General features: G+C 68.9%; 11 protein-coding genes. 4 read left to right on the forward strand and 7 right to left on the reverse strand.

Features of this window, described 5'->3' with window-relative positions:
* Nucleotides 1-47 precede the first annotated feature (47 nt).
* Genes MKK82_RS05535 through MKK82_RS05545 form a run of 3 tightly spaced genes read left to right on the forward strand, consistent with a single transcriptional unit; the run spans nucleotide 48 to nucleotide 4,114 of the window.
* Nucleotides 48-1,271, forward strand: coding sequence for a glycosyltransferase family 4 protein (locus tag MKK82_RS05535; protein ID WP_409566775.1), 1,224 nt, complete (start codon nucleotides 48-50; stop codon nucleotides 1,269-1,271).
* Complete coding sequence (locus tag MKK82_RS05540; RefSeq protein WP_243984861.1) at nucleotides 1,268-2,791, forward strand: lipopolysaccharide biosynthesis protein; 1,524 nt, start codon at nucleotides 1,268-1,270, stop codon at nucleotides 2,789-2,791. The genes MKK82_RS05535 and MKK82_RS05540 overlap by 4 nt, the downstream gene beginning before the upstream one ends.
* 51 nt (nucleotides 2,792-2,842) lie before the next feature.
* Nucleotides 2,843-4,114, forward strand: coding sequence for a hypothetical protein (locus MKK82_RS05545; RefSeq protein WP_243984863.1), 1,272 nt, complete (start codon nucleotides 2,843-2,845; stop codon nucleotides 4,112-4,114).
* Nucleotides 4,115-4,155: 41 nt separating this feature from the next.
* Here MKK82_RS05545 and MKK82_RS05550 read toward each other — a convergent pair whose 3' ends face one another.
* A complete protein-coding gene (locus tag MKK82_RS05550; RefSeq protein WP_238287788.1) occupies nucleotides 4,156-4,554 on the reverse strand; it encodes a response regulator in 399 nt (132 codons plus the stop codon).
* Nucleotides 4,555-4,846: 292 nt separating this feature from the next.
* On the opposite strand from MKK82_RS05550, the gene MKK82_RS05555 reads away from it, so the two are divergent.
* Entirely contained in the window at nucleotides 4,847-5,023 is a 177-nt protein-coding gene (locus MKK82_RS05555; RefSeq protein WP_238287790.1) for a hypothetical protein, read from the forward strand.
* Nucleotides 5,024-5,050: 27 nt separating this feature from the next.
* Here MKK82_RS05555 and MKK82_RS05560 read toward each other — a convergent pair whose 3' ends face one another.
* The 6 genes from MKK82_RS05560 to MKK82_RS05585 all read right to left on the reverse strand — a co-directional run bounded on the left by MKK82_RS05560 (nucleotide 5,051) and on the right by MKK82_RS05585 (nucleotide 13,116).
* Entirely contained in the window at nucleotides 5,051-5,968 is a 918-nt protein-coding gene (locus tag MKK82_RS05560; protein ID WP_238287791.1) for a LysR family transcriptional regulator, read from the reverse strand.
* Between the two features lie 75 nt (nucleotides 5,969-6,043).
* Nucleotides 6,044-7,705, reverse strand: a complete 1,662-nt coding sequence (locus MKK82_RS05565; RefSeq protein WP_238287792.1) for an OFA family MFS transporter — start codon at nucleotides 7,703-7,705, stop codon at nucleotides 6,044-6,046.
* Between the two features lie 199 nt (nucleotides 7,706-7,904).
* Complete coding sequence (locus MKK82_RS05570; RefSeq protein WP_238287793.1) at nucleotides 7,905-8,198, reverse strand: formate dehydrogenase subunit delta; 294 nt, start codon at nucleotides 8,196-8,198, stop codon at nucleotides 7,905-7,907.
* Between the two features lie 4 nt (nucleotides 8,199-8,202).
* Nucleotides 8,203-11,076 carry a formate dehydrogenase subunit alpha gene (gene fdhF, locus MKK82_RS05575; protein WP_238287794.1) on the reverse strand — a complete coding sequence of 958 codons (2,874 nt, stop codon included), beginning with the start codon at nucleotides 11,074-11,076 and terminating at the stop codon, nucleotides 8,203-8,205.
* A 10-nt stretch (nucleotides 11,077-11,086) separates the two neighbouring features.
* A complete protein-coding gene (locus MKK82_RS05580; protein WP_243984864.1) occupies nucleotides 11,087-12,646 on the reverse strand; it encodes a formate dehydrogenase beta subunit in 1,560 nt (519 codons plus the stop codon).
* Nucleotides 12,643-13,116, reverse strand: coding sequence for a formate dehydrogenase subunit gamma (locus tag MKK82_RS05585; RefSeq protein ID WP_238287796.1), 474 nt, complete (start codon nucleotides 13,114-13,116; stop codon nucleotides 12,643-12,645). The genes MKK82_RS05580 and MKK82_RS05585 overlap by 4 nt, the downstream gene beginning before the upstream one ends.
* Nucleotides 13,117-13,440: the final 324 nt, after the last annotated feature.

Genomic DNA, 13,440 nt, shown 5'->3' on the forward strand with positions numbered 1-13,440 from the left:
GCGACACACGGTTTGATGGGACGGCCCTGCGGGCCTCGACGACGCCCCTGCGGATCCTGCATCTCAGCGCCCTCTACCCGCCCTACATCGTGGGCGGTGCCGAGCGCTCGGTGGAACACCTCGCCGAGGAACTGGTCGCGGCGGGTCACACGGTGGCGGCGGCCTGCATCGCCCGGGAGCCCGAGTCCAAGAGCGTGCGCGGCGGCGTCACGGTCTACCGGATGGCGCACCACAACGATTTCTGGCTGGAGGACTGGCCCAAGGCGACCCGCGTCGGGCGGGCCTGGGCGAAGCTCAAGCAGCAGTGGAACTTCGCCATCGCGGCCGAGTTCGGCCGCGTCCTCGACGATTTCCGCCCCGACATCGTCAACACCCACTCGCTCCTCGACGTCTCGACCCTGGTCTGGCGCGAGGCGGCCAAGCGCGGGATCCCGATCGTCCACACGGTCTGTGAGTACGATCTGATCTGCGGCAACGCCGCCATGTTCAAGAACGGCAAGCCCTGCGAGCGGTGGCACCTCGGCTGCAAGGTGGTGAATGCGGGCAAGCAGATCACCAACCGGTCGGTGGACGCCGTCGTCAGCGTCGGCACCGAGATCCTGAAGACCCACGTCAATCACGGCCTGTTCACGCATCTCGCGCCGGAGCGCCGCCGGGTGATCTTCTACTCCTGTACGGTCCCCGAGGGTGACCCCGAGGCCCGCCGCCGGATCGACCGGACGGGCAAGCCCATGACGTTCGGCTATCTCGGCCGGATCAACACCGAGAAGGGGGTCGGCACGCTGGTCGACGCCTTCAAGCGGATCGGCCCCGGCGACTGGCGCTGCCTCGTGGCCGGCCACGCGATGGACGACTCGATCGAGCGCTTCAAGGCGCAGGCCGCGGGCCTGCCGGTGGAGTTCGTCGGCTGGGCCAAGCCCGCCGACTTCCTCAGCGAGATCGACGTGCTCGTGGTCCCCTCGTTCTGGGCCGAGCCCTCGCCGCGGACGATCTACGAGGCCTACACGATGGGCGTGCCGGTGATCGGCGCGGCCTCGGGCGGCATCCCCGAGCTGATCGGCGCGGACAACGCCGACTGGCTGTTCACGCCGGGCGACGATGCCGACCTCGCCGCGCGCTTGGGGTCCGTGATCGCCCGGGGCCGCCGCGGTCTCCCGGACGAGCGCAGCTTCCAGCACGTCATCCGCGAATCGACCTCGGAGCGCGTCGCCGAGAAGTATCTCGACCTCTACGCCGAACTCGTTGCCGAGCGCCGGGCGGCCCGCCCGTGAGCGTGGGCGCACCAGTCCTGACCGAGGCGGCGGCGGCCGCGGAGGCCGCCGAGCGCGCGCCGGGCCTCGTCTCCGGCGCGGAGGTGACCGGCCGCTCCTTCGACGCGGCGCGGTGGGTCGCACTCGCCTCCGTGGGCAACGTCGTCCTGAGCTTCGGTGTCTTCCTCGTGCTGGCCCGGCTGATCGGGCCCGCGGAGTTCGGGATGGTGGCGATCGCCGCCGTCTTCATCGACATCCTGCAGATCGTGGCGCGCTGCGGCCTCCCGGACGCGGTGGTGCAGCGCGCCGACCTCGACGAGGATTTCGCCGCAACCGCCTTCTGGGTGATGCTCGGCACGGGTGCCCTGTGTGCGGCGGCGCTGGTGGCCGTGGCAGGGGCGATCGCCGCGATGTTCGACCTGCCGGAGTTGCGCCCCGTCCTGTGCGCGCTCTCGGCCTGCTTCGTGATCACCGCCGCCGGGGCGATCCACGAGGCGCGCCTGCAGCGCAGCTTCGGCTTCCGCAAGCTCGCCCTGCGGGCGCTCGGCTCCAACATCCTCGGCGGGGCGGCCGCCCTGGCGCTGGCAGTGTCGGGCTACGGCGTCTGGAGCCTCGTCGTGCAGCGCCTCGTCGCGGCCACGGCGACCACCCTGCTGACCTGGGCGGCGTCCCGCTGGGTGCCGGCCCGCCGCCTCGACCTCGCGGCCGCGCGGGCGCAGATCGCCTTCGGCTCCCGGGTGTTCTGCACCTACCTGCTGCTCGTCGCGGCGATCCGCAGCCAGGAGGTGATCGCCGCCTACTTCCTGTCGGCCGCCGACGTCGGATACCTCCGCCTCGCGTGGCGCTGCATCGACCTCGTCAGCCAAGTGGCGGTCATCCCCCTCACGACGGTCGGCCTGACCACCTATGCCCGCCTGCAGGATCGGCCCGCCGACCTCGCCGCGACCTTCCACGGCTTCACCGCGGCCTCGGCCTTCCTGGCGGTGCCGGCCTTCTTCGGCATGGCGGCCGTTGCGCCGACGCTGGTCCCGTTCCTGTTCGGCGACCAGTGGCACGACGCGGCGCCGGTCCTGCGGATCCTGGCGCTCCTGGCACCGGAATTCGTCGCGACCTCGATGCTGTGGATGATCTTCACGGCGCTCGGGCAGACCGGAATGGCCCTCCGGCTCGCGGGGGCGCAGTTCGCCCTCGGCGCGGCGGCGGCCGTCGTGACCGCGCCCCTGGGGCTCGCAGCCCTGGCCGCCGGGCACGTGGTGCGGGCCTACCTGTTCACGCCCTTCATCGTGGACAGGGTCGGGCGCCTTGTGCCGGTGGGCAACCGGTCCGTCTTCCGCGTGCTCACGCCGGTGACGGCCTGCGCGGTCGTGATGGCCGGCCTCGTCCTGCTCGTGCAGGGGCCGATCCAGGATGCCCTCGGGGACCGGCTCGGCCTGTTCGCGTCCGTCGGGATCGGCATCCTGGCCTATGCCGGGCTCGCCCAGACCTACATGCGCGACACGGTCCGGACGGCGCTGGGCTTATTCCTGCGCCGTGCCGCCTGATCGGCACCCTCCGCCAACCTTTGCCGGTGAGACTGACGACGGGATGCGCGCGTGTTCGAATGGATCGGGGCCATGACGGGACAGGCGGTGGCGATCGAGGAGCGGGCGCCGACAGCCTCCGTCGCCGTCGACGGCGCGGCGGTGTTCCTGCTCGGGGCCGCCCTGCAGTTCAACGTGCTGACGTCCAGCTTCGGATTGCCGTTTCAGCGCCTGTCCGACCTCCTGCCCTTTCTGCTCATCCCGTGGCTCGGCCTGCGGCGCGCGGTCCTCGCGGAAGCCATGCGCAACGTGGCGCCGCTCTCCGGGATCGTCGTCGTGATCGCGGCCTCCCTGGTGCTGAAGGCGCACATCCTCGCGGGCGACGTCTACCTGACGCTCGTGCTGCTGCTCTACGTCGTCCAGGCCTTCATCCTGCTCGTGCTCTTCCGCGACGCGCGCATCGAGAGCGCGTTCTGTGCCGGCCTGCTCGCGGGACTCCTCGGCTCCCTGGCGGTCCTGCTGCTCACCTCGACGGGCGCCTCCCTGGAGCGCTTCGGCCTCGCGGTCCCGACCGACGGCCTCGACGAGGACCTGAAGCTCTTCTTCCAGGACAAGCTGGGCGGCCTCTGGATCTCCGGGAACGAGACGGGCCACGTCTTCGCGCTGGCCGGGGCCGCGGCGCTTCTGCTGAGCCTGCGCTACCGCACGAAGGCGGTCTACCTCGTCTACTTCGCGGCCCTCCTGACCAGCTTCCCGCTGACCAACAACCGGGCCGGCCTGATCATGCCGCTCCTGTTCCTCGCCGTGCTGATGCGGCGGAACCTGAAGGCACCCGCCATCCTGACCGCGCTCGGCATCCTGGGTGCCCTGCTGGTCGCCTGGTCGGTGACGGGGGAGATCCCCCTGCCGGGGACCCTGTCGCAGGCGATCGAGCGACGTTTCGCGGAGGACACCAACGTCTCCAGCAACGTCGACGAGCGGTTCCTGTCAGGAATCTCCGCCCTCCAGCTCGTCGTCGCGTATCCGTTCGGCGTCGGCGAGGTCGCCCGCCGCTCCGGACTCCAGGCGCTCACCGGCCTGGTGACGCCGCACAACGGGTTCGTCTCCCTCGCGCTCCAGAGCGGACTCGCGACGCTCCTGCTGCTCGTCGCCGGGCTGGTGCGGATCCTCCTGGCGCCCGGCGCCGCCGGTCCGCTGCTGACCTACACCGCGCTGTTCCTCATCCCGTCGCTGATGTTCGAGGAGCTCTCGGTCAATCAGTACGTCCTGTTCTTCATGGCGCTCGTCGTCGCGTCGCTGGCGATCGCGCGCGAACCCGGAGCCCTGCGCACCGGACCGGGCTGACGGGGGCAAGCCTGGGCAGAGCAAAGCCGCGGCCGGCGCATTCACACGGCGTGCTGCTCGATAATCCCCCGCACGGCGTCCAGCATCCGCGCCCGGGCGTAGGGCTTGCGCAGGAATCGGGCCCGGCTCGGCACGTCGCCGGGCACCGGCTCGACCTTGCCGGACGTCATGATGATGCCGACGTTCGGCCAGCGCCGGTCGATGCACGCCGCCAGAACGATGCCATCAAGTCCACTGCGCAGATCGATATCTGTGATGACAACTCGAATATTGTCTCTATTTTCCAAGGCGCATACGGCATCCGCGGCGGTGCAAACGTCGACGGCCTCGTAACCAGCAACTTCCAGCACGTCGACAGCCGCCATCCGCTCGATGATTTCATCTTCCACGATGAGTACAGCTGGTTTCTGGGCATGTGACGCGCTCGAGACTGGATACATCGCTCAAACTTCCCCACAGCGGCCGATTCACGGTGCATGAACTATCAATTCGCCGCCCCGATCAAGCCACGCAGAGTTGCAATTTATCTTTTGATGTAGCTAAAAGTAGCAAATTGACCCTGTTCCCCTGGGTAAAATGCTGAAGATATTGCATTTTTGCAGGAGTTATGATTTTTATAAAGACTAGTGCCACGATGTGCTGAGATTTTAGATTGAATTGCAGATCCGAATGCAATATCGGTTGCGCATAGCGAGGCGTCGTGCTCAGGGGAGCGTCGACATCGCCTCCCAGATGATTGAGGCTCCGACCGTCAACGCGGCGATCGAGGCCGCCAGTCGCGCCATGGGCACCTTCCTAGCCGATGTGCCGGGCGTCGGCATCCTCACCGAGGTCGTGGCGGGCGGCCTCGTCTGGTCCTGCCGGCAGAACATGCCGTCCCCGCCGGAGCCCGATTTCATCCGCCCCTGAACCGGCGTCAGGACCGGCACCGGGCAATCACGCCGGCCCGGGTCCGGACAGGGCCGGATCCAGGGTCCGCGCGAGCGAGCGGGCGGCGGCCACGAGGGCGGTCACGATCGGGGTGGACGGTTCCCGTCGGGGGGCGACGAGGCCGATCGTGTGTTCCAGATCCGGCGCGGTGATCGGGATGGCGCGAACGCCGTCCATGGGACCCAGGGCGTCCACCAGGATCTCCGGCATGATCGAGGCCCAGCGCAGGGTGCGCACGTGGGTCAGCAGCACGATCATCGAGTTCGACTCGAGGGTCGCGGCGGGGTCCGCGCCGGCCTCGCGGATCTGCTGGTCGATGATCCGCCGGTTCTGCATGTTCGGCGTGAGCAGGCAGAGCGGCAGGCTGCTGGTCTCGGCCCAGCTAACGCTCGCCCGCCCGTCGAACGGCCCGCCGATGGCGGTCACGAGGCGGTAGCGCTCCCGGTACAGCGGGACCGACACCACGCGTCCCAGCGGCTCGTTGTCGAGGTAGGTGAGCCCGGCATCCGCCTCCAGATTCTCGATCAGCGAGAAGATATCGGCCGAGGTCGCGGACTCGACGGAGAGCCGCACGTCCGGGTGGCGCTCGCGGTACGGGGTCGTCAGTGCCACGACCATCGGCAGGGCGGTCGGGATCGCGGCGATGCGCAGATGGCCGGTCAGCCCCCGGCGCAGCCCCGTGACCTCCTCGTGCATCGCCCGCGCGTCGGCCACGATCCGCCGCGCCCATTCCAGCACCCGTTCCCCCTCGGGGGTGAAGCCCTGGAAGCGGGAGCCGCGCAGCACGAGCTGCACGCCGAAGCGGTTCTCGAGCTGCTTCACGCCCGCCGACAGGGTCTGCTGGGTCACCCCGCAGGCCTCGGCGGCATGGCCAAAATGCTGCTCGCGGGCGAGCGCGAGCAGGAAGTCCAGCTTGTCGATCACGACGGAGGGATCCCGGCACGGCGAGGCGCCGGAAGCCTAGCGACCCGTCGTGCCGGCCACAACCGGGGTTGGGCCTTACCGGAACAGGATGAAGGCCTTCGACAGGGTGATGCCGATGCCCCAGACGATCGGGATGCCGACCACCGCCCAGGCCACGGCCGCGCCCGGGCTGAAACCGCCGCGCCCGATGCCGAAGGAACCCGAGGCTCCGCCGACCGTGGCGCCGGTGCGGACGTCGAGGGACGCCCGCTCGGAATCGGACATGAACCAGCGCTGGGCCAGGGGCCGGACCAGCAGGTTGCAGAGGAAGCCGACCGCCAGGAAGCTCGCCAGCACGTACATGGTCCGGCCGTAGAGTTCCGCCCCCTGTACGCCCGCGGCGACCTGCGCCTCGCGGATCTTGGTGATGACGAAGGGTCCGACGATGCCCGCCATCGACCACGCGGTGAGCAGGCGCCCGTGGATGGCGCCGACGAACTGCGTGCCGAACACGTCGGCGAGGTAGGCCGGGACCGTCGCGAAGCCCCCGCCATACATCGACAGGATCACGCAGAAGATGGCGACGAACAGGGCCTGAGAGCCGATGCCGGCCGCCCAGGGTGCCGCCGCGTAGAGCAGGCCGCCCAGCGCGAAGAAGATCGCGTAGGTGACCTTCCGGCCGATCCGGTCCGACATCGAGGCCCAGAAGAACCGGCCCAGGATGTTGAACAGCGACAGCAGGCCGACGAAGCCGGCGGCGATCGCTGCCACCTGCGCCTTCTGGCCGGCATCGAGGGCGGAGAAGCCGGTGCCCGGCAGGCCGATCAGCTCGCCGCCGAAGATCTCTTGGAGCATCGGCGAGGCCAGCGCCAGGACGCCGATTCCGGCGGAGACGTTGAGGAACAGGACAAGCCAGATCATCCAGAACTGGACGGTCTTGTGCGCGTCCCGGAGGTGGACGTGCCCCGAGGCGATCATGGCGTTCTTGGCCGCCGGCGCCGTCCAGCCGTCCGGTCGCCAGCCGGCCGGCGGCACCCGGTAGCCGAAGGCGCCGCCCAGCATGAACAGGATGTAGCCCACGCCCATCACCGCCAGCGTCTGCCAGACGCCGGCCGAGTCCGCGGTCCGGAAGCCCTTGATCAGGCTGTCCGCCAGGGGCGAGCCGATCATCGCACCGCCGCCGAAGCCCATGATCGCCATGCCGGTGGCCATGCCGCGGCGGTCGGGGAACCACTTGATCAGCGTGGAGACGGGGGAGATGTAGCCGAGGCCCAGCCCGATGCCGCCGATCAGGCCCATGCCGAGCCAGACCAGCCAGAGCTGGTGGATGTAGACGCCGAAGGCGCCGATCAGGAAGCCGCCGCCCCAGCACAGGGCGGCGACGATGCCGGCCTTGCGCGGGCCCGCGCGCTCCAGCCAGCCGCCGAACAGGGCGGCCGACAGGCCGAGCACCACGATCCCGATGGAGAAGACCGTCACGAGGTCGCTCACCCGCCAGTCGCAGGTGGTGGTGAACAGGGCCGTCATCACGCCCATGTCGGGGCAGGCCGCCGCAGCGGGCTTGCCGACCGAGAGCGCCCGCGTCAGCGGAAGCCAGAACACCGACAGGCCGTAGGCCATGCCGATGCACAGGTGGATCGCGAGGGCCGCGGGCGGGACCAGCCACCGGTTGAAGCCCGGCTTGGCGACGATACGCTCGCGCGAGAGCAGACCCGGCGCGGCATCGGGCGCGACCGCACCCGTAACCCCAAGACTCATGACGTCATCCTCTTCGGCAGCCACGTGGATGGGCGGCTCGTGGGAGGATGATGCGCGATCTGTGTGCAACGTGCCAGCGTCGCCGATCACTCAGTCGACACGTTTACGCCCGATCGCCGCAGTCTGCATGCGCAACGACCAAGGAAAGAGGCCCGTCCAGGAGTCCTGATCGCGCGCCCTGCGCAGTTCGACGCCGGGATCAGCCCGCGTCGCTGGCACCGTCGCCGAGTTTCTGCGGATCGCGGGTCGCGGGCCGGACCGGGCTCTCGGCCTGCGGTTCGGCGCCGCGCAGGGCCCGCTGCACCAGATCGTCGGCCCGGTCGCCCATCGCCGGCAGGGCGGCTTCAAGCTTCGAGACCATCTTGGGCGTCCAGAAGGCCGTGATGTGCTTGTGGACGCCGGCGACCGCCTCCTCTTCCGGGTATGACCGGAAGAAGGTGGCGATCTGGTTGGCCATGCGGAGGAGCTTGTCCTCCTGACTCACCGCGCGCATCGGTTCACTCCGCCGCGTCGAGCGTGGTGTCTTGGGAATTGGCGATGCGCGTCAACGAGAAATCCTCCTCGTAGAACTTCGCCTGCCAGTCGGAGGGCCGGTTGGTCCGCCTGACCTGCACCGCCGTCACCTTGTACTCGGGGCAGTTGGTCGCCCAGTCCGAGTAGTCCGTGGTGATGACGTTGGCGCCGGTCTTGGCGTGGTGGAACGTGGTGTAGACCACGCCCGGCTGCATCCGCTCGGAGACCTTGGCCTTCAGCGCGATGTCGCCCGAGCGGCTCTCCAGGGCGACCAAGTCGCCGTCGACGATGCCGCGCAGCTCCGCGTCGAAGGGGTGGATCTCCAGCACGTCCTCCTCGTGCCAGCGCGAGTTCTCGGTGCGCCTTGTCTGCGCGCCGACATTGTACTGGGACAGGATCCGGCCCGTGGTGAGGATCAGCGGGAACTTCGCCCCCGTCCGCTCCTCGGTGGCCACGAACTCGGTGATCATGAACCGGCCCTTGCCGCGGACGAACCAGTCCACGTGCATCATCGGCGTGCCGAGCGGCGCCTTCTCGTTGCAGGGCCACTGCACCGAGCCCAGCGCGTCGAGCTTGGCGTAGGAGACGCCGGTGAAGCTCGGGGTCAGGCCGGCGATCTCGTCCATGATCTCGGACGGATGGCTGTAGCTCATCGGGTAGCCGAGCGCGTTGGAGAGCAGCACCGTGCCCTCCCAGTCGCCGTAGCCGCCCATCGGGGCCATGACCTTGCGGACCCGGGAGATGCGGCGCTCGGCGTTGGTGAAGGTCCCGTCCTTCTCCAGGAACGAGGCGCCCGGCAGGAAGACGTGGGCGTACTTGGCGGTCTCGTTCAGGAACAGGTCCTGGACGACGATGCACTCCATCGCCATCAGGCCCGAGGTCACGTGGTGCGTGTCGGGATCGGACTGGGCGATGTCCTCGCCCTGGATGTACAGGCCCTTGAACGTGCCCTCGACGGCCTCGTCCAGCATGTTGGTGATGCGCAGGCCCGGCGCGTTGTCGAGCTTGGCGCCCCAGAGGGCCTCGAAGCTCTCGCGGGTGGCGTCGTCGGAGACGTGGCGGTAGCCGGTGAGCTCGTGCGGGAACGAGCCCATGTCGCAGGAGCCCTGGACGTTGTTCTGGCCGCGCAGGGGGTTCACGCCGGCGCCGAGCTTGCCGATGTTGCCGGTGGCCATGGCGATGTTGGCCATGCCCATGACCATGGTCGAGCCCTGGCTGTGCTCGGTGACGCCCAGCCCGTAGTAGATGCCGGCCGCGCCGCCCTTGGCGTAGAGCCGGGCCGCCCCGCGGACCTCCGCCGGGTCGAGGCCGGTGAATTGCTGCTGGCTCTCCGGGGAGTGGCGCTCATCGGCGATGAACCGGGCCCAGGACTCGAACTCGGCGAGGTCGCAGCGCTCGCGGATATAGGCCTCGTCGACCAGCCCTTCCGTGACGATCACGTGCGCCAGCGCGTTGATGAAGGCGACGTTCGAGCCGGGTTTCAGCGGCAGATGATAGTCGGCCTTGATGTGGGGCGACTTCACGAGGTCGATCTTGCGCGGATCGGCGACGATGAGCTTCGCGCCCTGGCGCAGGCGCTTCTTCATCCGCGAACCGAAGACCGGGTGGCCGTCGGTCGGGTTGGCGCCGATCACCAGGATCACGTCGGAGTTCTCGACCGACTTGAAGTCCTGGGTGCCAGCCGAGGTGCCGAGCGTCGACATCAGGCCGTAGCCGGTCGGCGAGTGGCAGACGCGGGCGCAGGTATCGACGTTGTTGTTGCCGAAGGCGGCGCGCACGAGCTTCTGGACGAGGTAGGCCTCCTCGTTGGTGCAGCGCGACGATGTGATGCCGCCGACCGAGTCTTTTCCGTATTTCGCCTGGATCCGCTTGAACTCGCTCGCGGCCCGGTCGATGGCTTCTTTCCAAGAAACTTCGCGCCACGGATCCGTGATCTTCTCGCGGATCATCGGCTTGGTGATGCGGTCCTTGTGGGTGGCGTAGCCGTAGGCGAAGCGGCCCTTCACGCAGGAATGGCCCTCGTTGGCCTTGCCGCCCTTGTAGGGGACCATGCGGACGACGCGCTCGCCCTGCATCTCGGCCTTGAACGAGCAGCCGACGCCGCAATACGCGCAGGTCGTCACCGCCGCGTGCTCGGGCTGGCCGTACTCGTGGATCGATTTTTCCTGCAACGTGGCCGTGGGACACGCCTGCACGCAGGCGCCGCAGGAGACGCACTCGGACTCGAAGAAATTGGTCGGGCCGGCCGCCACGCGGCTGTCGAAGCCGCGGCCCGCGATGGTCAGCGCGAAGGTGCCCTGCACTTCCTCACAGGCGCGGACGCAGCGGTTGCAGACGATGCACTTCGACGGGTCGTAGGTGAAGTACGGGTTCGACTCGTCCTTCGGCAGGTACTTTTCCGAGCTCGGCCGGACGTGGTTGTCGCCCTCGTAGCCGTAGCGGACGTCGCGCAGGCCGACGACGCCGGCCTGGGTCTGCAGCTCGCAGTCGCCGTTCGCCGCGCAGGTCAGGCAGTCGAGCGGGTGATCGGAGATATAGAGCTCCATCACGCCCTTGCGGAGCTTGGCGAGCTTCTCGTTCTGCGTGTGCACCACCATGCCGTTCTCGGCCGGGGTCGTGCACGAGGCAGGCGTACCACGCCGACCCTCGATCTCCACGAGGCAGAGGCGGCACGAGCCGAACGGCTCCAGCGAGTCGGTGGCGCAGAGCTTCGGGATCTGCGTGCCGGCCTGCATCGCCGCCGCCATCACCGAGGTGCCGGCCGGCACCGTGACCTCCATGCCGTCGATCGTCAGGGTGACGGTCTGCTCCGACACGCGGATCGGCGTGCCGTAGTCGATCTCCTTGATTAGGCCCATCGACCGCTCCTCACTCGGCCGCAGCCGGCAGATCGCCGGCGCGCCTGAAATCCTCGGGGAAATGGGTGATCGCGCTCATCACTGGCATGGGCGTGAGCCCGCCCATGGCGCAGAGCGACCCATCGGTCATGACCTCGCAGAGATCCTCGACCAGCTTGAGGTTCGCGTCCGGCCGGATGCCGGCGATCACCTTGTCCATGGTCTCGACGCCACGGGTCGCGCCGATACGGCAGGGGGTGCACTTGCCGCACGATTCGGTGGCGCAGAACTCGAAGGCGAAGCGGGCCTGGGCGGCCATGTCGACGGTGTCGTCGAACACCACGATGCCGCCGTGGCCGACGAGGCCCTTCTTGGCCGCCATCGCCTCGTAATCGAGGGGCGTGTCGAGGAGATGGTCGGGGAAGTAGGCGCCCAGCGGCCCGCCGACCTGCACGGCCCGGACCGGCCGGCCCGAACGCGTGCCGCCGCCGAAATCCTCGATGACCTGCCACAGGGTGATGCCGAAGGCCATCTCGATCAGGCCGCCGTGCTTGATGTTGCCGGCGAGCTGGATCGGCAGCGTGCCGAGCGACCGGCCCATGCCGTAATCGGCGTAGGCCCTGGCGCCGTTCTCCAGGATCCACGGCACGGCCGTGAAGGTCATGACGTTGTTGACGAGCGTCGGCTTGCCGAGGAAGCCCTTGAGCGCCGGGATCGGCGGCTTGGCCCGCACGATGCCGCGCTTGCCCTCGAGGCTCTCCAGCAGCGAGGTCTCCTCGCCGCAGATATAGGCGCCGGCGCCCAGCCGCACTTCCAGGTGGAAGCTCTTGCCCGAGCCCAGGACGTTGTCGCCGAGCACGCCGGCCGTCACGCCGTTGGCGATCGCCTCCTTCAGGGTGGCGAAGGCCTGCGGGTACTCGGAGCGCAGGTAGATGTAGCCGCGGGTGGCGCCGGTCGCGACGCCCGCGATGGTCATGCCCTCGATGAGGTTGAAGGGATCGCCCTCCATCATCATCCGGTCGGCGAAGGTGCCGGAATCGCCCTCGTCGGCGTTGCAGACCACGTATTTCTGGTCCGCCTTGGCGAGCATCACGGTGTTCCACTTGATGCCGGCCGGGAAGCCGGCACCGCCCCGGCCGCGCAGGCCGGAATCGCGCACCGCCGCGACGATGCCCTCGGCATCGAGCTTCAGGGCGGCCTCGAGGCCGCGGTAGCCGCCATGCGCCCGGTAATCGTCCACGGAGACCGGGTCGATCACGCCGCAGCGGTGGAAGGTCAGGCGCTGCTGCCGGGCGAGGAACGGGATCTTTTCGGGATCGCCGAGGCGCAGGGTGTGGTCGCCCCCCGTGGTCAGGCCGGCATCCAGCAGGGCCTCGACATCCGCGAGCTTCACCGGCCCGTAGGCGACGCGCCCCTCAGGCGTGCCGACCTCGACCATCGGCTCCAGCCACGCCAAGCCGCGGGAGCCGGTACGCACGACGGTGACGTCGAGGCCGCGGCGCTCGGCGCCGGCGAACAGGGCCCGGGCGACCTTGTTGGCGCCCAGGCCGAGAGCGACGGCGTCGCGGGGAACGTAAAGGGTGACGCTCACTGGCGCACTTCCGTCAAGGCGGCTTCGAGGGCGTCGGCGGTCAGGTGAGCCAAAGGCTCGCCGTCGACCAGCGCGGCGGGACCGTTGGCGCAGAGGCCCAGGCAGTAGACCGGCTCGACCGTGGCGCTGCCGTCCGCGGTGGTCTCGTGCCAGCCGCAGCCGAGGCGGCCGAGGATCTCGCGGTGGAGCTTGTCGGAACCCATGGCCTGGCAGGCCTCGGCCCGGCACAGCTTCACCTCGTGGCGGCCGGCGGGATGGGCGCGGAAGTCATGGTAGAAGGTGACGCAGCCATGCACCTCGGCGCGGGACAGGTTGAGCGCGTCCGCGATCAGCGGGACGGCGCCGGTATCCACGTAGCCGAACGTCGCCTGCAGCGCGTGCAGGATCGGCAGCGTGGCCCCTTCGAGATGGGTGTGTTCGGCGATGATCCCGGATGCGCGCTCGGCGCTCCAGGGCTCGTGACGCGCCATGGTTTCCAGCCCAGTCTGTTCCTGTTCTAAGGCTGAACAGGAACAGAAATGCCAGTTCGCTTCAATCGAGCAGTCCGGTCGCTCGACAAAGGATATTTGTCGAGCTGTCACCCAGCCTGGGCGGATCGTGTGAATACGAACAAAATGTTTGGCTGGAAACGCATTTTCGTATCGACGCCGCAGCCCGCCGGCCCCGCGTGCAATGCACCATCACTTTGTGCCATGCATGAAATTGCAGGGCTGAGCCGGTCGAACGCCCGAACGGGGCGCTCGCTGTGCCGCAGCGGCAAGACCGCTCTGCGCGCGGGTGCCATGCGACGACCC

Origin of the sequence: Methylobacterium sp. E-046 (assembly GCF_022829625.1) — a bacterium.
GTDB classification, from domain to species: domain Bacteria; phylum Pseudomonadota; class Alphaproteobacteria; order Rhizobiales; family Beijerinckiaceae; genus Methylobacterium; species Methylobacterium longum.